The organism is Streptomyces tamarix, from assembly GCF_032423885.1.
In the GTDB taxonomy this organism is placed as follows: Bacteria; Actinomycetota; Actinomycetes; order Streptomycetales; family Streptomycetaceae; genus Streptomyces; species Streptomyces tamarix.
The window spans coordinates 110,415-128,575 of the sequence record NZ_JAWCTQ010000008.1 but is presented as its reverse complement, the minus strand read 5'-3'; the positions used below and the strand labels follow the sequence as shown (position 1 = coordinate 128,575).

Annotated in this window: 17 protein-coding genes; 4 read left to right on the top strand and 13 right to left on the bottom strand. The window is 73.0% G+C overall.

The window, feature by feature from the left end:
* Positions 1-501: 501 nt before the first annotated feature.
* Entirely contained in the window at positions 502-1,710 is a 1,209-nt protein-coding gene (locus RND61_RS09370) for an MFS transporter (RefSeq protein ID WP_315877366.1), read from the bottom strand.
* 65 nt (positions 1,711-1,775) lie between these two features.
* Here RND61_RS09370 and RND61_RS09365 point away from each other — a divergent pair, with 65 nt between their 5' ends.
* A complete protein-coding gene (locus RND61_RS09365; RefSeq protein ID WP_315877365.1) occupies positions 1,776-2,252 on the top strand; it encodes a MerR family transcriptional regulator in 477 nt (158 codons plus the stop codon).
* Here RND61_RS09365 and RND61_RS09360 read toward each other — a convergent pair.
* From RND61_RS09360 to RND61_RS09315, 10 genes are all read right to left on the bottom strand, one after another.
* The gene (locus RND61_RS09360) at positions 2,228-3,136 is read right to left on the bottom strand and encodes a fumarylacetoacetate (FAA) hydrolase (RefSeq protein ID WP_315877364.1); all 909 of its coding nucleotides are present in this window, start codon (positions 3,134-3,136) and stop codon (positions 2,228-2,230) included. The two genes, RND61_RS09365 and RND61_RS09360, sit on opposite strands and share 25 nt — an antisense overlap.
* Positions 3,137-3,200: 64 nt before the next feature.
* Positions 3,201-4,469 carry a pyridoxal phosphate-dependent aminotransferase gene (locus tag RND61_RS09355; protein ID WP_315877363.1) on the bottom strand — a complete coding sequence of 423 codons (1,269 nt, stop codon included), beginning with the start codon at positions 4,467-4,469 and terminating at the stop codon, positions 3,201-3,203.
* Positions 4,470-4,518: 49 nt separating this feature from the next.
* Entirely contained in the window at positions 4,519-6,171 is a 1,653-nt protein-coding gene (locus tag RND61_RS09350; protein WP_315877362.1) for an AMP-binding protein, read from the bottom strand.
* The gene (locus tag RND61_RS09345; protein WP_315877361.1) at positions 6,168-7,289 is read right to left on the bottom strand and encodes a Glu/Leu/Phe/Val dehydrogenase dimerization domain-containing protein; all 1,122 of its coding nucleotides are present in this window, start codon (positions 7,287-7,289) and stop codon (positions 6,168-6,170) included. The genes RND61_RS09350 and RND61_RS09345 overlap by 4 nt, the downstream gene beginning before the upstream one ends.
* 165 nt (positions 7,290-7,454) lie before the next feature.
* Positions 7,455-8,018 carry a type 1 glutamine amidotransferase gene (locus RND61_RS09340; protein WP_315877360.1) on the bottom strand — a complete coding sequence of 188 codons (564 nt, stop codon included), beginning with the start codon at positions 8,016-8,018 and terminating at the stop codon, positions 7,455-7,457.
* A gap of 11 nt (positions 8,019-8,029) precedes the next feature.
* Positions 8,030-8,827 (bottom strand): amino acid kinase family protein, encoded by a 798-nt coding sequence (locus RND61_RS09335; protein ID WP_315877359.1) that lies wholly within the window; start codon positions 8,825-8,827, stop codon positions 8,030-8,032.
* The gene (gene argC, locus RND61_RS09330) at positions 8,824-9,879 is read right to left on the bottom strand and encodes an N-acetyl-gamma-glutamyl-phosphate reductase (protein WP_315877358.1); all 1,056 of its coding nucleotides are present in this window, start codon (positions 9,877-9,879) and stop codon (positions 8,824-8,826) included. The genes RND61_RS09335 and argC overlap by 4 nt, the downstream gene beginning before the upstream one ends.
* Complete coding sequence (locus RND61_RS09325) at positions 9,876-10,727, bottom strand: ATP-grasp domain-containing protein (protein ID WP_315877357.1); 852 nt, start codon at positions 10,725-10,727, stop codon at positions 9,876-9,878. Before RND61_RS09325 ends, argC begins: the two co-directional genes overlap by 4 nt.
* 26 nt (positions 10,728-10,753) lie before the next feature.
* On the bottom strand, positions 10,754-10,939 hold the full coding sequence (locus tag RND61_RS09320) for a lysine biosynthesis protein LysW (protein ID WP_315877356.1): 186 nt from the start codon (positions 10,937-10,939) through the stop codon (positions 10,754-10,756).
* A 93-nt stretch (positions 10,940-11,032) separates the two neighbouring features.
* Complete coding sequence (locus RND61_RS09315) at positions 11,033-12,187, bottom strand: LeuA family protein (protein WP_315877355.1); 1,155 nt, start codon at positions 12,185-12,187, stop codon at positions 11,033-11,035.
* Between the two features lie 365 nt (positions 12,188-12,552).
* On the opposite strand from RND61_RS09315, the gene RND61_RS09310 reads away from it, so the two are divergent.
* The gene (locus RND61_RS09310) at positions 12,553-13,710 is read left to right on the top strand and encodes an acyl-CoA dehydrogenase family protein (protein WP_315877354.1); all 1,158 of its coding nucleotides are present in this window, start codon (positions 12,553-12,555) and stop codon (positions 13,708-13,710) included.
* A 22-nt stretch (positions 13,711-13,732) separates the two neighbouring features.
* A complete protein-coding gene (locus RND61_RS09305; RefSeq protein ID WP_315877353.1) occupies positions 13,733-14,950 on the top strand; it encodes an acyl-CoA dehydrogenase family protein in 1,218 nt (405 codons plus the stop codon).
* A 295-nt stretch (positions 14,951-15,245) separates the two neighbouring features.
* Here the strand turns inward: RND61_RS09305 and RND61_RS09300 are convergent, their stop codons facing one another.
* Positions 15,246-16,004 (bottom strand): response regulator transcription factor, encoded by a 759-nt coding sequence (locus tag RND61_RS09300; protein ID WP_315877352.1) that lies wholly within the window; start codon positions 16,002-16,004, stop codon positions 15,246-15,248.
* Positions 16,005-16,427: 423 nt separating this feature from the next.
* Positions 16,428-17,075 (bottom strand): ScbR family autoregulator-binding transcription factor, encoded by a 648-nt coding sequence (locus RND61_RS09295; RefSeq protein ID WP_315877351.1) that lies wholly within the window; start codon positions 17,073-17,075, stop codon positions 16,428-16,430.
* A gap of 151 nt (positions 17,076-17,226) precedes the next feature.
* Here RND61_RS09295 and RND61_RS09290 point away from each other — a divergent pair, with 151 nt between their 5' ends.
* Positions 17,227-18,135: a ScbA/BarX family gamma-butyrolactone biosynthesis protein gene (locus tag RND61_RS09290; protein ID WP_315877350.1), complete on the top strand. Its 909-nt coding sequence runs from the start codon at positions 17,227-17,229 to the stop codon at positions 18,133-18,135.
* Positions 18,136-18,161 lie beyond the last annotated feature (26 nt).

Below are 18,161 nucleotides of genomic sequence, written 5' to 3'. Positions count from 1 at the left end.
CCCTGGCCCCGGCTGCCCGGCCCCGGCCCGCGTGGCGCGTGTCGGCCGCCTCCGCGGCGAGCGACGCCGAGGGTCGTCCGTCCGCCGCTCCGCCGGTGCCGGTCGGCCGCACCAAGCGTGCCACGGCCTACGGGAAGCGCGAAGCGGCCCACGAGAACACCGGCCTCTCCCGGCCGCCGCGCACCCCGCTCCCGCGCGCCGCCCCCGTACCCGTGCCGGTGCCCGTGCCCGCGCACGCGGGAAAACGGGCCGGGCCCCCACCGACGAGGAGGTGAGGACCGGCCCGCTCCCGCCCCCGCCCCCACGGGGAAGCGGACGCGCGCCCGGCCTCCCCGGGGAAGCGGACGCGCGTCCTGCGCTCGCGGGGAAACCCGGCCACCGCGTCGTACGCGAACCAGATCCCCGCCCCCGCGCCCGCGGGGGAACGGGTCCGGTCCGGCACGCGGGGGAATGGGTGCCGGACCGGAGCTTTCGGGGTGGTGGCGCGTCAGCCGCCCACCGTCATTCCATGCCGGGCCGCTTGGCCGGGAAGCCGTGCGACCTGGCGCCGACCACCACGAGCAGCACGGGCACCAGCAGCGCCAGGACGCTCCACGGGAAGGACGTCGGGCCGAGGAAGCCGAGCAGGATGCCGCCGACCGCGCCGCCGGCCGCCATGAAGGAGTTCCACGTGGTGACGAGCAGGGCCTGCGCGCGGTCGCCGCCCGCGTCGGTGACCGCGGTCTGCAGCAGCGTCGCCACGCCGCCCCAGCCGAGGCCCCACAGCACCATCGCCACGTAGACCACGGCGGCGCTGTCGGCCAGCACCGCGAGCATGCCGGACGCCACCAGGAACAGGACGGTGCTGGCGATGGTGAGGGTGCGCAGGCGGCGGTCGACCAGCGCCCCGGTGATGAAGATGCTCACCATGGAGGCGATGCCGAAGACCAGCAGCACGACGTCGCGGGCCTCGCCCATGCCGTTGTCGTCGAGGAACGTGGCGATGTACGTGTACAGGATGTTGTGCGCCAGCACGTAGGCGGCGACCACGAACAGCACCGCGACCACGCCGGGCAGCTTGATGGCGCCCAGGATCGGCTCCCGGTTCTCCGGCCGCTGCCCCGGGTAGTCCGGGACCGAGGCGAGGATCCACACGACCAGCAGGACGGAGACGACCGTCACCAGGCCGAAGGTCAGGCGCCAGCCGAACAGCCCGCCGAGGAACGTGCCGACGGGGATGCCCAGGGAGAGGGCCAGCGGGATGCCGGCCATGGTGATCGCGATGGCCCGGCCCTGGAGGTGCGGGGGCGCCAACCGGCGGGCGTAGCCGACGAGTTCGGCCCACACCACGGCCGCCGCCACGCCGGCGACGAGACGGAAGGCCATGGTCAGGGCGTAGCTGGACGAGACGGCGGTGACCGCGTTGGCGACGGCGAAGGTCACCACGGCGAGCAGCAGGAGCTGCTTGCGCCGCCAGCCGGCCGTCGCCACGGAGACGGGGATGGCCGAGAGGCCCGTGGCGATCGCGTAGATCGTCAGCGTCTGTCCCGCCGCGGACTCGCTCACGGAGAGATCGCGAGCCATCTCGGGCAGGACGCCGGCGGGCAGGGCCTCGGTGAGAATTCCCATGAAGGCCGCCGTGGCCAGGGCCAGCAGCGGCGAGAGGGGCAGTTTCCGCTGTTCGGTTGCCGACGGGGAGTCGGTCGGCAACTCTGTGTGAGACGTTGACATGCTTGTTATCCTCTAACCCTCACATTGATGTGAATGTCAAGTCGATTGGCTGCGAGGTGGGTCACATGCGGATCGGTGAGCTGTCCGAGCGCACGGGGACGCCCCGTCGGATGCTGCGCTACTACGAGGAGCAGGGGCTGTTGGTGCCGGGCCGCTCGGCGAACGGCTACCGGGAGTACGACGAGCGCTGCGTGGACCGGGTCCTGCAGATCAGGGGACTGCTCGACTCGGGTCTTCCGACCCGGGTCATCAAGCAGGTCCTCCCCTGCCTGAACCAGCCCCGCGCCATCCACGTCGCCGGCGCCACGCCGGAGACGATCGCCCTGCTGGAGCGCGAACGGGACCGCATGACCCAGCGGATCGAGTGCCTGGTCCGCAGCCGGGACGCCATCTCCGGCTACGTCGAGGCCGTCCGGCGGGCCGGCGGGCCCGGCACCGGGGAGGCGGCCGGCACGCCCGCGCTCCACGCGCCGGCCGCGCTCCACGCGCCGCCCGCGGTACCGGAGCCCGCACCCGCCTACGACCTGGCCGTGTCGGCCTGACCGTAGCGGACGGGGTTCGCCAGCACGACGCCGTGGCTGGACACGTCGATGACCATCCGGTCGCCGTCCTCGATCCGGAACCCGTCGTGGTAGCTGGCCTTGTCCGCGCCCAGCAGCAGGTAGTTGACGAGCCCGGGGCGCCGCAGCGCCGGGTACGAGAACAGGTACTGCGTCATGTCCTCGACGCGGTGGTACAGGGAGTCGGCGCCGCACGAGAAGCCGCCCTCCCAGGCCGTCGCGCCGTCCCGTTCGATGACCACGCGCCCCGTCACGGTCCGCGGCGGCCGGTCCAGGAACAGCCACGGCGTGAGGGAGGTCTCGCACAGCTTCGCGTACGGGGTCCACGCCCACGGGTTCTTCAGGTGCAGGCCGATGTCGTTCAGGTCGTTGCCGAAGGTGTAGCCCGCGTAGTGCGGGACGCCGTCGTCGTCGTTGACGTAGACCAGCGCGACCTCCGGCTCCTCCAGGAGCCACACCGGGTCGGCGGGCGTGGTCAGCGGCTCGTCCGGCATGCGCAGCCAGGACCCGAAGCCCTTGATGTAGTAGTTCGGCGGCGTGAACTCCTCGTCGGGCTCGGGGTCGCGGTCGAACTTGGTCCGGTGGGTGCCCATGAAGCCGTTGATCAGCGCGTTGTTGGAGGCCGTCGGCAGCAGCGGCGGCAGGAAGCGCACCTCCGGGTCGCCGGCGGCCACCTGGACCGTCTCGGTCCCCTCGGCCACCGCGGCGCGCAGGGCCTTTGGCCCGCCCCCCGCGACGAGGGCCGCGCGCAACTGCCCGTCGGCCACCCGGTACAGGGTCTGGGGCTCTCCCGGGGCGGGCAGGCCGAGGCCGGCGTACCGCTGCCCTCGGTACTCGCATTCGAAGAGGATGGACGTGTCGGTCACGGTTTCTCCTTGTGGAGTGGAAGGGACGGGTCTGCGGGGGAGGGGATCGGCCTGCCGGGGCCGGTCACCGCACGAGGTCGTCGAGCACCTCGGTGACGCGGTCCACCGACGCCCGGATCCACGGGAGTCCCAGCGGATCGGCGGCGGCGAGGGCGGCGGTGCGCTCGGCGTCGGTCTCGCCGTACAGCCGGCTGGTGGCGGCCCGGACGCGCAGCGAGCGCGCGGCCTCCCCGAACGCGCTGCCCGGCAGCAGGCCCACGCCGTACCGCTTTGCCAGCAGCGCGGCCAACTCGGCCCCGCTCCCGACGCCGTGGGTCTCGGCCAGGTGCTTCCGGAGCGGCTCGAAGTCGGGGTACAGGTAGCAGGTCGCCCGTACGGGGGCCAGCTCGGCGCCCGCGGCGGCGAACCGCCCGGCCACCTCGCGGACCACCGTCTCGTGCAGCCGCCGGGCGGCGGCGACGTGCGCGACCACCTCGGGCGGCTCCTCGAAGGCGTACGCGGCGGCGGCCTGCACGGGGGCCGCGGTGCTCGACCAGACCTGGCTGGCGACGGCGACCAGCCGGCCGTGCACCCCGCGGCCGAGCGGTCCGTCGGGGAGCCGGGCGACCCCCGTCCGCCAGCCGCCGAGCGCCAGGTTCTTGGTCAGGCCGGTGGTGACCACCGTCCGCTCGGGTGCGGCGACGGCCGGGGAGACGGCCCGGTCCTCGGGGGAGAAGACCAGGTCGCAGTAGATCTCGTCGGACACGATGACGAGGTCCAGGTCCCGCGCCGCCTCCGCGAGGCGCCGGACGGTGCCGGGTGACGCGATGGTGCCCGTGGGGTTGTCGGGCAGGGTGACCACCACGCACCGCGGGTCCCGCCCGGCGGCGCGGGCGGCTGCCACCGCCTCGCGCAGCGCCTCCGGGTCGGGCACCCCGCCCTCGCCGGGCGGGGTGGGGACGGGGATCGGCCGGGCACCGGCCAGCCTCGCCTGCGCCGCGTAGCTGACCCAGCTCGGCACGGGCACCACCACGTCGCCGCCGACCGCCAGCACCAGCGCGAACAGCAGCGGCTTGCTCCCCGGCCCGCACACCGTCAGGTCGGGGTCCGCGGCCACCCCCCGCCGCTGCCAGTACCCGGCGGCGGCGGTGCGCAGCGCCCGGCTCCCCGCCACGGGCCCGTAGGCGTTCTGGCCCGCCGCCGCGGCGAGCCGCTCCCGCAGCTCCGGGAGGACCGGGAGGCCGATCTCCCCGCTCGCCAGGGACAGGACCTGCTCCCCGGCGTCGCGCCGGCGGGCCAGCGCCTCGTCGGCGGCGAGGGTCGCCGACATGGTCACCGGCGCGGGTTCGGACATGGTGTTCCTCCAGGGGGTCGGGGCGGCGGGGAGCGGGGGGACGCGGCGGTCAGGCGCCGTAGCGCTGGCGGAGCTCGACCTTGCGGACCTTGCCGGTCAGGGTCTTGGGCAGCGCGTCGACGACCTCCAGGCGCTCCGGCAGGAAGCGGGCGTCCTGCCGGTGGGCGCGCAGGTGCTCCCGGATCTCGTCGAGCGTGGGCGGTACGTTGCCGCGGGGCACGGCCACCGCCAGGATCGGGTCGTCCACGTGCCCGGTCGGACCGACGAGGGCGGCCTCGGTCACCTTCGGGTGGCGGGAGATGATCGCCTCCAGCTCGGCCATCGGGACGACGATCCCGTCGCGCAGGATGGTGTCCTTGGCGCGGCCCAGGATGCGGATGCCGCCGCGGCCGTCCTCGCGCGCCACGTCACCGGTGTCGAACCAGCCGTCCGCGGTCAGTTCGGAGTCGAAGGCGTCCTGCTGCTTGTAGTAGCCGAGCGCCTGGGACGCCCCGCGGGCCCGCAGGCGACCCACCGAGGCCCGCTTGGACGGGTCGTGGCACAGGTCGATGCGGATCTCCATGGAGTCGATCGGCCGCCCGTGGCTGTGCGCCGCCCAGTCCTGGTTGTAGTCGAGGCGGCTGATGGTGACGGGACCGAACTCGGACATGCCCCACACCGAGTACGTACGGGCGCCGAACGTCTCGCGCAGCTCGTCCACCAGCTCCTGCAGCACGGGCGCCGCGCCGGTGACCGTGTGGCGCAGGCTGGACACGTCGTGCGGGTCCGCCTGCTGCGCGGCGGCGATGCCGGAGAGCGTCGGCGGCGGCCCGTACAGCAGGGTCGCGCCGTACCGCTCGACCAGGTCCAGCAAGCCCCCGTAGTCCTGGCCGTCCTGAAAGGCGATCGTCCCGCCCAGCATCACCCCGGCGAGCACGCCCTGGCCGAAGCCGGAGTAGTGCACCAGCGGGGTGGTGACCGCGGCGACCAGGTCGTCGTGGAGCAGGAAGGTGTCCACGTAGCCGCGCACACCGGAGTGGACGGTGTTCTGGCTGTGCACCACGCCCTTGGAGAAACCGGTCGTCCCCGACGTGAACAGCACCACGAACGGCTCGTCGGGCCGAAGCTGGCGGCCCTCCAGGTCGCCCATGAGCTGCTTCTCCCAGTGCGGGGTGACGAAGTGGTCGTGGAAGTCCACCGCCCCCTCGGGACCGTGGCCGCCGACCACCACCAGGTGCTCCAGCGGCAGCTCGGAGCGGAGCGCGCCGACGGTCTCGGCCAGCGGGTAGCCGTCCCACTCCGGCACGGTGACGCACACCCGGGCCTCGGTGAGCGCGAGGCGGTGGCGCAGCTCCTCCTCCTGGCAGACCGGGGCGATGGGGCAGATGACCGCGCCGGTCGCCATGCAGGCGAACATCAGCGGCACCATCTCCCACCGGTTGGGGAGCTGGACGGCGACGACGTCGCCCCGCTCCACGCCCAGTTCGAGCAGCGCGCCGGCGAACCGGTCGGTCAGTCGGGACAGTTCGGCGTAGTCGAGGGTGTCCGTACGGGCCTCGTCCAGGCGGCGCCCGGCGATGGCCAGCTTGCGGGGCTGCTCGCGGGCCTGGCGGCGCAGGTCGTCGAGGAACGTCTCGTCCCGCCACCAGCCGCGGCGCCGGTACTCGGCCATGCGGTCCGCGGCCGATGCGGTGGCCAGGAGGGCCGTCGTCGTCGGCGTCATCGCAGGAGGTCCTTGCGGCGGGCCGCGAGCAGCTCCGGCAGCGGGTCGCCCGCCCGTCCGGCGGCGATCTCCAGCAGGTCCCGGGTGTTGTGCCGCACCCGGTCGCCGACCCAGTCGAAGACCCACGCCTTGCGGCGCTCCGAGGGCAGGTCGAAGGGGACGACCCGGGTGACGGCCAGGGCGGCCGACGCGGCGCCGCCGATGTTCGCGATGACGCCGGGGACCAGGACGCCGCCCGAGGCCGCCACCTTCTCCTTCGCCTCGGCGCTGGACGCCAGGTTGGCGCCCTCGACGACCAGGCCGGCGCGCAGGCGGTGCGCGTTGTCGGCGGTGAGCGCGTACTTCTGCGCGGCGAGGACGAGTACGTCCGCGTCGACGTCGAGCCAGGCGTCCGGCTCGGACGACAGGGTCACGTGCTGCGGCAGGCGCGAGCGGTCGATCCGCCCGAACTCGTCGGTGACGGCGACCAGGTCGGCGACGGGCAGCCGCTCCGCGCTGATGGTGCCCTGGACGTCGGCGACGCCCACGACGACGTGCCCGTTGTCCTCCAGGAACCGGGCGACCGCCCGGCCCACCGCGCCGAACCCCTGCACCACGACCCTGGCCGGGTCCGTGCGACCGCTCGCCTCCAGGGCGGTGAGCGCGGCCACGGCGACGCCGTGCCCGGTGCAGTCGATCAGCGGCTCGTAGTACGTGCGCCAGTCGATCGGCATGTCGGGGGCGCCGAGCCGGTACCGCGGGTCGTAGCCGGCCTCGGCGAAGAAGACGGCCCGGTCGGCGGGGGTGACGCCCATGTCGATGCCGAGGTGGATGCCGCCGTGCAGCAGCGGCTTGACGGTGCGGCCGAAGGTGCGGAAGGTTTCCTCGCGGTCGCTGCCGTCGGAGACGATGCCGGCCTTGGCGCCGCCGATGCGCAGCCCCGCGAGCGTGAACTTGTCGGTCATGTCGCGTGCCAGGCCGGCCACCTCCTCCTCGGTGACCCCGGTGGTCATGCGGGTGCCGCCCATCGCCAGGCCGTCGACGAGCGAGTCGACGACCACCCAGCCCTTGACGGACCCGCCGCTGCCGTTCAGGTGCACGGTGAAGGCGGGCGGCCGGGTGCTTTCCACGACGCTCATGGTCGAGTCCTCCAGTACGTAAGGGGGTTCGGGTAGGTGCCGTAGGGGCGCGCGGACGCGGTGGGGACGCGCAGGCGCGAAGCGCCGGGTACCGCCGTCCTCACGACGTCCGCTCGCGGCGCCCCGGGGGCGGGAGCGAGAGGGTGCGTCCGGGTGCGGCGATCGTCACCGGTAGAGCTGGGCGAAGCCGCGCAGGATCTCCAGTCCGTCGCTGCGGAACTCCAGGTGTGCCTGCGATCCGAAGATCCGCCCGTCGTCGGAGCGCAGGAACTCCACGGGGGCGTGCTCGGAGCGGCCGATCGAGCGGAAGCCCTCCGGGGCCTCCTGGAGGTAGAGGGTGTGGCGGTGGAAGACGGTCACGGTCGGTTTCACGTAGGTGAAGAGGGCCTCTTCCTTGTCGACCTGCACCTCGTAGCCGCCGACGCGCTGCGGCCCTTCCTCCAGGCGCCCGCCCGCGGCCACGGCGAGGAGCTGCATGCCCCCGCAGATCGCGAAGACGGGGACGTCCGCCCCCCTGACGAGGTCGACGAGCGGCTGGTAGAAGGCGGTGTCGTAGGCCCGGACCTTGGTGCCGCTCAGCACGATCGCCTGGTAGCGACCGCCGACGTCGGTGGGCGCGGAGGCCACGTCGACGGCGTCGGTGTCCGAGCCGAGCTGTTCGAAGCGCGCGCGGAGCTGTTTCAGGGAGAGCGTGCCGTTGTTGACGACGAGCACTCGGGGTCGCGCCATGCGGGGACTCCTCACGTGGGGGTGATGGTGGTTCCGGTACGGCCGGCGAGCAGGTCGGAGACCGGGGCGCTGCCGATGACGACCCGGCCCACCCCGCCGTCCAGGGCCTCGCCGGCGGCGCGCAGCTTCTTGCGCATGCCGCCGGTGGCGCCCTTGTCGCGGAACGCGGCCGCGGCCCGCGCGGTGATCCGGGACACGGGTTCCCCGTCGATCAGCAGGTGGGCGACGTCGGTGACCAGGACGAGGTCGGCGGCGCCGGTGGCGGCGGCGACGGCGGCCGCGGCCCGGTCGGCGTCGCTGTTGACCTCGCGGCCCTCGGCGTTGCGGGCCAGGGGGGTGACCAGGTAGGCGTGGCCGGGCTGGAGGTTCTTCAGCCGGGACGGGTCCGCCCCGGTGATCGGGCCGACCAGGTTCTCCAGTTCGAGGAGCTGCTTGCCCCGCCACCACCAGCGTTCGGCCTCGCCCGCGTCGAGCAGGCCGTCACTGCCGACCACCCGCTCGGCGGTGATGCCGCGCCGCTCCAGGCGGCCGAGGACCTCCTCGCCGAGGCGGGCGCTGACGGTCTTGATGTCCTCGACGACCTCGGGCGTGGTCCAGCGGCTCTGGTTGCCGTACCGGTCGCGGAGGATCGCGGACGGCTCGCGGTAGCGCGGGTCGAGCTCCTTCAGCGGCCTGGACCAGCCGTGCACGAGGACGAGGGGCGTGTCCCGGCCGTGCCGGGCCAGGTCGTCCCACCACGCGCCGTCGAGATCGTCGAGGCAGCTTCCGCCGAGCTTGACGACGGTGGGGACCGCCGGGGAGCCGCTCATGCCGGCATCACCGGCTGCATCGTCAGCCCCGCGTCCTCGGCCAGCCCGAACCGCAGGTTCGTGGCCTGCACGGCCTGGCCGGCGGCGCCCTTGACCAGGTTGTCGAGGGCGGACAGGACGACGATCCGGCCCCCCTCCTCGTCGTGCAAGACGGTCACGTCGCAGAAGTTGGAGCCGAGCACCGCCTGCGGGTCGGGCACCGGGATGAGGGTCTCGGCGTGGCGCCGCACCCGCACGAACCGGTGTTCCTTGTAGAAGCGCACGTACGCCCGCTGCAGCTCCCGCTGGTCGACGGCCCCGTCGGTGAAGACGTACGAGCTGGCGAGCAGCCCGCGCACGTGCGAGACGCCGTACGCCGACATCGACAGGTGCCCGATCGTGCCGGGCTTGCTCCGCTCCAGGAAGTCGCTCACCTCGGCGGCGTGCCGGTGCCCGGTCGGGGCGTACGGGGCGATGGCGCCGTTGCGCAGCGGGTGCAGGTCGGCGGTGCGCAGTTGCAGGCCGCCGCCGCTGGAACCGCTCTTGCCGTCCACCACCACGGTCTTCAGGTCCAGGCCCAGGCCCAGGGTGAGCGGCGCGAGGCCCAGGGTGATCGCGGTGGCGTAGCAGCCGGGCAGGGAGATCAGCGCGGCGTCGGCGAGCTGGTCGCCGATCAGTTCGGGCACGCCGTACACGAAGCGGTCGGCGAGGTCGGCGCGCCGCCGCACCTTCGGGTACCAGCGGTCGTGCAGCTCCGGCGTGCGGATGCGGAAGGCGCCGCTGAGGTCCACGACGGCCGGGACGCGGTCCGCGAGCAGACCGGCCAGCTCCGCCGAGACGGGCGCCGGGGTGGCGAGGTAGACGACGTCGACGAGGTCGGCGACCTCCTCGGTGACGGGCTGCACGGTCAGGCCGAGGTCGAGGCGGAGCCCCGGGTGCAGCTCGGCGGGGCGGCGGCCGATGTGGGAGGAGCCGCCGAGGAAGGTCAGCTCCAGGTCGGGGTGCTGGGTGACCAGCCTGATCAGTTCGCCGCCGGCGAGCCCGGAGGCCCCGACGACTCCTACCCGGATCACGTGAGTACCTCCTGCAGGTGGCGGATGATGGCCAGCGGGACGTCGGTCCCGGTCGCCTCGGCGACGGCCTTGAAGGCGGGGGCGTGGTTGACCTCGTTGACGACGTATCCGTCCGGGGTCTGGAACAGGTCGATGCCGTAGATCCCCTCGCCCAGCGCGTCCACCACCCCGTCGACGACCTTGGTGATGTCGGGGTCGTGGTCGAGGGCCCGGCTCTGGTTGCCGAGCGCCGCGTTGCTGCGCCAGTCCTCGCCGGCGCTCGCGAACTCGGCGGCGGCGACGAGGTCCCGGCCGACGACGAAGCACCGGACGGAGGTGCCGCCGTCGAGGTACGGCTCCACCAGCGACGCCTGCTCGAAGCCGTGCCCGAGGTCCTCGACGTAGTCGTAGACGGACTGCGCCGTGTCGGCGTGGCGGATCAGCGTGACGCGTTTGCCCATGCCGCCGAAGACGGGCTTGAGCACGAGGGGCGGGGGCACGTCCTGCAGGGCGCGTGCGAAGTCCCGGCGGGACAGGACGAGCCGGAAGTCCCCGGCGGGGACGCCGACCCGGCGCAGGACGGTCCGCAGCTCCAGCTTGTTCTCGCAGGCGCGGATGGCCGCGGCCGTGTTGAGGGTGCGCACCCGGGAGGCCTCGGCCAGGGTGGCTATCAGCCCGCCGCGGGTGTAGCTGCGGCTGCGGATCAGGACGGCGTCGTACCGGGTGAGGGACGGCGCGTCCGCGTGCCCCAGGCACAGGGACTCGTCGTTCACCCACTCGATGGTCAGGCCGGCCTCGGGGGCGGCCGCGATCAGCCGGCGTTCTTCCCAGCCGATGCGGTCCGCGACGATGGCGACGGTGGCGCCCATGGGCGGTCTCCTCGTCGCTCTCTCGCTCACTGGCCCCAGTCCCGGAGCTGGACTTCGACCATCTCCAGGGCGAGCGTGCCGTCCCGCACGTCCTCGACGCGGAGGGTGAGCATGCACTCGGGGCAGGAGAGGGTCTCGCCCTGGACCATCGGGGGCACGGTCAGGTCGGTCTCGCACTCGGGGCAGACGCCGGTGAGGGTGGCGGTGGACATGGTGGCTCCCTGGGTGATGAGGGGTGTGGTCGGCGGACGGGGGCCCGGTGGGCCGGGTCGCGTGACCCGGGGTCCCGGGCGGGGCGGTGCGGGTCAGGCGGCCTGGAAGTCGATGGCGGCCTTGCGGATCGCGTCCCGGTCGAGGAGCGGGCGGCCGTCGCGCTCCTGGCGCTCGGCCAGCCACGGCACGAACGCGTCGACGTCGACGAGGACGCCGGACTCGTCGAGCGCCCACGTGACGAGGGCGGGGGTGAGGCGGGTGCGGACGCGCAGTTCGCGCGTGTTGCCGACGAGTTCGGCGGGGAGTGTCTCGTACGCCTCGGGGTGGGTGAGCTGGCCGGGCAGTTCGTACGCGAAGGCGTGGGGGGTGGTGGGCCCCGACTGGAACGCCTCGCCGAGGCCGGCCCCCTTGAGGGCGACGCGCGACAGTTCGGTGAGGTGGCTCAGGTCGAAGCGGGTGTCCCCGTGGATGACGCGCAGGGCGGTGAGGAGCTCCGCCAGCGGGGCGTTGCCGCCGCGTTCGCCGATGCCGCCGACGGTGGCGGAGATCCACCGGGCGCCGGCGCGGACGGCGGCGAGGGAGTTGGCGACGGCCATGCCCAGCATGTTGTGGGAGTGGATCTCGATCTCGGAGCCGTCGATCGCGGTGAGGTCTCCGATCACCTCCTCCATCTGCCAGGGCGAGAGGTAGGCGACGGTCTCCGCCAGGCGGAACCGGTCGGCCCCCGCCTCGAAGCCGGCGGTGACGTAGGGGACGAGGCGCTCCCGCGGGGTGCGGGCGCCGTCCTCGCCGCTGAAGGTGACGTGGAAGCCGCGCTCCTTGGCCTGCGTGATCGCCGAACGGGCCAGCGCGTTCAGGAACTTGGGGCTGGGCGAGCCGAGCTTGAGCTTGGCGTGCTGCTCGGAGGTGGGGATGGAGTACATGATGTGGCGCACGCCCAGGCGTTCGGCCTCGTCGAGCGCCGTCGCGACCTGCTGCCGGTCCCGTACGACGACGAGGGTCATGCTGCGTTCCGGGCCGATCGCCTCGTGCGTGGCGAGGACGAGGTCGGCGTCCTTGGAGCCCGGGCCGGACACCATGCCGACCTCGACCAGGTCGACCCCGGTCCTGACCAGCAGGCGGGCGATGACCGCGGCGTCCTCGGGGCCGAACTCGACGCCCGCCATGTGGGCCGAGTCCCGCAAGGTCGCGTCCGACAGATGGGGCAGTCCCTGCGGTAGTCCGTTCTCGTGCTGCGTCCTTCCCATGTGCGTTCCCTCCTCTTCCGTTCCAGAGCGAAAGTGATGCGAGCCGCATCGGGAAACATCTTGGGCGGCACCCCCGTCAAGGAACAACGCTCCTTGTGTCAGAGGTTTGTCAAGCACTGTGTCGGAACGTCAGGACAGGAAAGTTGAGCGAAATCTCTGCGATCTCGCGGGAAAGTCCACGGTCGACTCCTCGGTGCGGCGCAGATCCTCGCTAGGGTGGCGGCACCTGTTTTTTCCGATCGAACAGGGGTGGCATGTCGACCGAAAACACCTTTGAGTACTCCGACACCCATGCGAACCTCCTGCGCCGCCGAATACCGGTGGCCTGAGAGCAGACCCCCGAAAAAGGGGAGGGAAGGAATCCGATGGCGTTTCCGCATTCCCCCGCCGAGCCCGGCGCCGAACCGTCGCTGGCCGAACAGGCCCGCGAACTCGCCGACCGCGTCGCACGGCCGTCCGCCGCCGACCGCGACCGGGACCGCAGGTGGGACCCGGCGCTCTTCGCCGAACTGACCGGCGCCCGCCCCGGGCTCGCCGGACCCCTGGTCCCGCGCGGGCTGGGCGGCGGCGGCCTGTCCGCCACCCAGACCTGCGCCCTGCTGCAGGGCCTCGGCGAAGGGGCCCGCGACCCGGGCCTGGCCCTCGCGACCACGGTGCACGCGGTGCTCGCCACCGTGCCGATACGGGTCTTCGGCCGCCGCTGGCAGCAGGAGCACTACCTGCCCCGCATGGCGTCCGGCCAGTGGCTGGGCGCCCTGTCCCTGCACCAGACGCAGGGCGCCGCCCTCGCCACCGCCGTCACCGTCCGGCCCTGCGAGGACGCCTGGCTGCTCGACGGCGAGCTGGACCTGGTGGCGGGCGCCCCCGTCGCCCACCACTTCCTCGTCGTCGCGGCACACCGCGACGGCGGCGGCCGGACCGCGTTCCTGGTGGACCGCGACACGCCCGGCCTGCGCGTCGAGGAGACCGGCCCGGCGGCGATGCCCACGTGCCCCTGGGGACGGCTGGTCCTCGACGACTGCCCGGTCCCGTACGACGCCGTGCTCGGCACCCCGCACGAGGCCGCCACCGAGGTGGAGCCGCTCCTCGCGGCGCTGGACTGGGTGTTCTCCAGCGCGCCCTGGCTCGGCCTGATGCGCGCCCTGACCCGGGAGGCGGTCGGGGCGGCCCGCGAGCGCCGGCTGTTCGGCCGGCCGCTGTCCCACGCCCAGTCGGCCCGGCTGACCCTGGCCGACCTGGCGACCCGGTGCGAACTGTCCGGCGGGCTGCTGTACCGGGCCGCGGAGCAGTTCGACTCCGGCGGCCGGCCCTCGCACCAGGACGCGGCCGCGGCCCGCCTGTTCACGGCCGAGGCCGTGCGGGCCGTGGTCGACGGGGCGGCACGGCTGTCCGGCCCCCTCGTCCACACGGGCGACCACCTGATCGAACGGACCCACCGCGACGCGCTGTTCTTCGCCGGGACCGGCGGGGGCGGCGACGTGCTGCGGCCGGTCATCGCGGCGTCCCTGCTGGGACTCGGCTGAACTCGGAGGAAGGGCTCCCGACATGAACGTCAACCGGAACGGCACCGGCACCACCCCGAGCTTCCCCGGCATCGCCCGACGGGCGGCCGAGACCGACGCGACGGGGCGCATCCCCGCACAGAACTGGAAGGAGATCGCCGACAGCGGCTACCTGCGCCTCTTCCACCCGCCGGAGATCGGCGGCACCGGCGCCGACGGACCCGAGCAGACCGCGGCCATGGAGGCGCTGGCCCGGGCCTGTCCCAGCACCTACTGGTCGGCCACGGTGTCCGCGCTCCTGTGCGCCAAGCTGATCTCCACGTACGGGGACCACGACACCCACGAACGGCTGCTGAACGGCCTGTTGAGCGGCCGGCAACTGGCCGCGTTCGCCGTGGTGGAGACGACCGCGGGCAGCGACGCGGGCACCTACCGGACCACGGTGCGCCCCGCCGGCTCCGGCGGCGGCTTCGTCGTCAACGGCGAGAAGTCCCGGATCACCAACGCGCCCGACGCGGACCTCGCCGTCACCCTCGCCCGGCGGGAGAAGGCGGCCGGTGACGACGGCCCCGACTGGTGCCTGGCCTTCGTGGACCTGCGGCAGCCGGGCATCCACCGCTACGAGATCCCGCGGATGGGGCTGCGGGGCATGCCCTGGGGCGGCATCGTCTTCACCGACGCCCGCGTCGCGGAGGCCGACGTCATCCCCGTACCCCTGGAGGAGCTCTCCGAGGGGATGGCGTGGGGGTGGCTGCTGGTCTCCGTCTCCGCCATCGCGACGGCCGAGTCCGCGCTGGCCGCGTCGGTCCGGCACGCCCGGGAACGCGTCGCCTTCGGACGGCCCCTGGCCCACATGGAGGGCGTCCAGGCGCAGCTCGCCGATTCGCGCGCCCAGATCGACGCGGCCCGTCTGCTGGCCCGCCGGGCGGCGGCGGAGCGCGCCGCGGGCCGGTCGGCCAGGGACCTGATCGCCATGCTCAAGATCTACGCCACGGAGATGGCCGTCGAGGTGGCCGCGCGCGCCGTGCAGATCCACGGATCGGCCGGCCTGACACCGGGCCACGAGGTGGAGCGCCACTACCGGGACGCCCAGATGAACGTCATCGGCGCCTTCGCCTCCAACCGGCTGCGCGAACAGGTCTCGGAGGGCCTGGGCCTGGGGCCGGCGGTCTACCGGCCGTTCGACTGGGTCAGGCCGGCCGGCCTGGGCCAGGACGCGGTGGGCCTGAGCGGCCTCCTGGAGGCCCCGAAGGCCGCCTGACCGCGGCCCCGGCGCCGCGGTGGCCCGGCCCCGGTCGTCCCCCGTCCGCTTCCGGCGAGGGCGACCGGGGCCCTTCGGCGTCCTCCAGCGCCTCCCGGCGCTTTCCGGTCCCTCTCCGCACCACCGACCGCCGGGCACGTACGACCGCCGAGCGTACGGCCGCGGGGCATGGGGCCTTCGGGCATACGACCGCGGGGCCCGTCGGAAAGTGAAAGGCCCCGAATGCGGCTCCCTTTTCTCCCCCGGAGCCCCCTACCGCGACAATGACGTCGTTCACCGGCGTGCGAGGCGCCCGTCAACCGCGCCCGATGCGATAACCCACGCCCCGGACCGTGATGATCCAGGTTTTGGCCCCCAGCTTCGCCCGTAAGCTGCGCACGTGGGTGTCGATGGTGCGACTGGAATCCGCCCAGTCGGTCCCCCAGACGCGGGCCATCAATTCCTTCCGGGAAACGACGCTTTCCGCATTCGCGACCAGGACGTGCAGCAGCTCGAATTCCTTGGCGGTCGTGCTCACCGGATTCCCGTGCAGACGGACCTCGCGGGTCCTGCCGTCGATGCACAGGGGGCCGAGGGAGAGGATCCGGGTCGGTTCCGTCCGGGGGTGGACCCTGCGCAGCACGGCCTCGATGCGCGCGTGGATCTCCCGGGAGCCGCACGAGGTGACGACGCAGTCGTCCGCCCCCGCCTGCAGGGCCAGGACCCGGTCGAGTTCGGTGTCGCGCGCGGTGACGGAGATGATCGGCTTGTCACCGATCTCCCGTATCGACCGGCAGACCTCCAGCCCGTCGATGTCGGGGAGGTCGAGGTCGAGCAGGACCAGATCGGCCTGCTGATGGATGCTCAGTGCCGCCGCCCCCGTGTCGACACTGCTCGCGGCATATCCCTGGCGCCTGAGCTCCCGCACCCGCGCGTCGGCCGCCTCGGCGTCGTCCTCGACCACCAGTACCCGGATCACGCCAGACTTGGCGATGGGCTTGCCTCGCGGAGTCATCCTTCTCATGAGCCGCTGTACGGGCTCCGCCGGAGCCGGCTGCGCGGCGTGCGCCACCATCGTGCCCCCTCTCCCCTTCTCTCCCTCCCTAAAAAGAAACACACGTCCTGTTATTTGTACAGCCGAGTATCCGCACTAAAAACGCATTAAGCATGCCAAGTCGGACAGAAGAAAGTCGCTCTACGATCAGGAAAAATCAGGCAAGCAGGACATTAATTGTTTATTCGGGCACTAGAAAACCGAACGGGGCGCCAGTAGGATCCCGCACCGGGACGACCCGCTCACCCCGGACGGTGGCTTGGTTCACTTACGGCCACTTCTGTGGGAGGAGCGGACCAGGGGGCGCATCCCGGCCACGCCAGAGAGCGGAGGTACGCATATGCAATACGCCGCGGAACGAGGAGGGGCGCGGCACTGGCGCCGGGAACGCATCTGGGCCCCGAGCGGCCTACCCGCTCGGAGCCCAGGGGGCGGATCCGGGGTTCAGACCCCGGCCGTGGCCTCGCTCTCGTCGGCCCGCAGCAGCCGCTCGCCCCGCTCGGGGGACAGGTCGATCCTGGCGAGCACGGCGGGGCTGACGACGCTGGGCAGCATCAACTGGTACATCCTCGCGATCTCCTCGGAGAGGTCGAAGGTGTCCCCGAGCGTCTCCGACACGAGCTGCACCCCGGTCCAGGCGCCGACCACCATCCGCGAGATGGCGTCGGGGTCGGTGTGCGGAAGCAGTTCGCCGCGGTCCTGCGCCTCGGTGAGCAGGTCACGGCCGACCGCGGCCCAGTCGGGCCACCGGGTGCCGAACAGCCTGCGGGCCTTGGGGTCGACGGACAGCCGTATCGCGGCGCGCAGCACCGGTTCCCGCGGCACGCGGTAGGCCAGCAGGAGCCCCAGGTCCACCCACTCCTGGACTTTGAAGGTCTGCGGACGCAACCCGTCCCGGGTCACGGCCTCGTCGAGCACGGCGCGCGCCATGTCCTCCTTCGAGGCGAAGTGGAAGTACAGGGCACCACGAGTCAGCCCTGTTCGCTCGACCAGCGCGGCAATGGTGGCGGCGTCGTAACCGACCTCGTTGAAAAGGCTCGCCATGGCCTCAAGGATGGTATTGCGAGTGCGAATCGCACGGTCCTGCCTCACCACGCCAAGCCTCCGAGTCCCCTCTTCGCGTCCTGCCAATCCCACTCAGCGACCCTCGCGAGTAACCGAATGATCAGTACTTTATCAGCGCGGACCGCTCGCGCAGCTACCCCACATCACGGAGTATCTCGTTCCGGGAGGATCCTTGCCCATGTCCGCTGAAGCCGTAGAGGCCACCTTGTTCCGCGACTTCGGTCCCCGTCCGACCGACAGGCTGGGCGAATACACCCACCTGAGACACAGTTCGGCGATCCTCATAGAGGACTGGCACAGACGGGGCCCGGACTCCTTCGGGGTCCTGGTCCGCTGGCCCGCCGGAGGCGCGGCCGGAGAGTACGACCCGCGCCTGCTGGCCCAGACGATCCGGCAGAGCGGTCTCCTCGTCGCGCACGCCGAGTACGGGGTGCCCACGGGGCACCAGACGTTGCTGAACACCCTGAACATCACGGTGTGGCCGGGCTTCCGGGCGCGCGAGGGCGCCGCGTTCGAGGTGCGCGTGACGGTGACGCGGGAGGCCGGACCGTCCGCGCTGGGCATGGAGTTCGAGATCCGCCGGCCCGGCGGCGCGCCCGTGTGCCTGGCCAACACGAGGTTCGGCTGGGTGTCCCCGGCGGCCTACCGCCGCGTCCGCGGCCGGCACCTCGCCGTCGACTGGGGCCGGTGGCCGCTCCCCGAGGCCCTGCCGCCCCGCCGGGTCGGCCGGACGCGCGACAACGACGTGCTCCTGGCGGCCGGCGGCGACGGCCACCGCTGGCAGTTGCGCAACGACGTCTCCCAGACCCTGCTCTTCGACCACCCCGTCGACCACGTGCCGGGCCTGGTCCTCCTGGAGGCCGCCCAGCAGGCCGCGTACGCCGCCACCTGGCCGTGGCCCGTCGACTTCACCGACGTGTGCGTCTCCTACGCGCAGTACGTGGAGTTCGACGAGCCCTGCTGGATCGAGGCCGGCCCGCTGACGACGCTGCTGCCCGGGCGGTTCGCCATCGAGGTCAGGGGCCACCAGGGCGGACGGACCGCCTTCGAGGCGCGGATGAGGGGCCGCCGGCTCAGGAAGCCGTAGGGAGCCGTGGGGAAGCGCCGCGAGCG

What these genes read in the sequence shown, in the direction of transcription:
- RND61_RS09370 (WP_315877366.1), bottom strand. Translation starts at nt 1,710, where the DNA reads ATGTCAACGTCTCACACAGAGTTGCCGACCGACTCCCCGTCGGCAACC.
- RND61_RS09365 (WP_315877365.1), top strand. Translation starts at nt 1,776, where the DNA reads ATGCGGATCGGTGAGCTGTCCGAGCGCACGGGGACGCCCCGTCGGATG.
- RND61_RS09355 (WP_315877363.1), bottom strand. Translation starts at nt 4,469, where the DNA reads ATGTCCGAACCCGCGCCGGTGACCATGTCGGCGACCCTCGCCGCCGAC.
- RND61_RS09350 (WP_315877362.1), bottom strand. Translation starts at nt 6,171, where the DNA reads ATGACGCCGACGACGACGGCCCTCCTGGCCACCGCATCGGCCGCGGAC.
- RND61_RS09345 (WP_315877361.1), bottom strand. Translation starts at nt 7,289, where the DNA reads ATGAGCGTCGTGGAAAGCACCCGGCCGCCCGCCTTCACCGTGCACCTG.
- RND61_RS09340 (WP_315877360.1), bottom strand. Translation starts at nt 8,018, where the DNA reads ATGGCGCGACCCCGAGTGCTCGTCGTCAACAACGGCACGCTCTCCCTG.
- RND61_RS09335 (WP_315877359.1), bottom strand. Translation starts at nt 8,827, where the DNA reads ATGAGCGGCTCCCCGGCGGTCCCCACCGTCGTCAAGCTCGGCGGAAGC.
- RND61_RS09325 (WP_315877357.1), bottom strand. Translation starts at nt 10,727, where the DNA reads ATGGGCGCCACCGTCGCCATCGTCGCGGACCGCATCGGCTGGGAAGAA.
- RND61_RS09320 (WP_315877356.1), bottom strand. Translation starts at nt 10,939, where the DNA reads ATGTCCACCGCCACCCTCACCGGCGTCTGCCCCGAGTGCGAGACCGAC.
- RND61_RS09315 (WP_315877355.1), bottom strand. Translation starts at nt 12,187, where the DNA reads ATGGGAAGGACGCAGCACGAGAACGGACTACCGCAGGGACTGCCCCAT.
- RND61_RS09310 (WP_315877354.1), top strand. Translation starts at nt 12,553, where the DNA reads ATGGCGTTTCCGCATTCCCCCGCCGAGCCCGGCGCCGAACCGTCGCTG.
- RND61_RS09305 (WP_315877353.1), top strand. Translation starts at nt 13,733, where the DNA reads ATGAACGTCAACCGGAACGGCACCGGCACCACCCCGAGCTTCCCCGGC.
- RND61_RS09300 (WP_315877352.1), bottom strand. Translation starts at nt 16,004, where the DNA reads ATGGTGGCGCACGCCGCGCAGCCGGCTCCGGCGGAGCCCGTACAGCGG.
- RND61_RS09290 (WP_315877350.1), top strand. Translation starts at nt 17,227, where the DNA reads ATGTCCGCTGAAGCCGTAGAGGCCACCTTGTTCCGCGACTTCGGTCCC.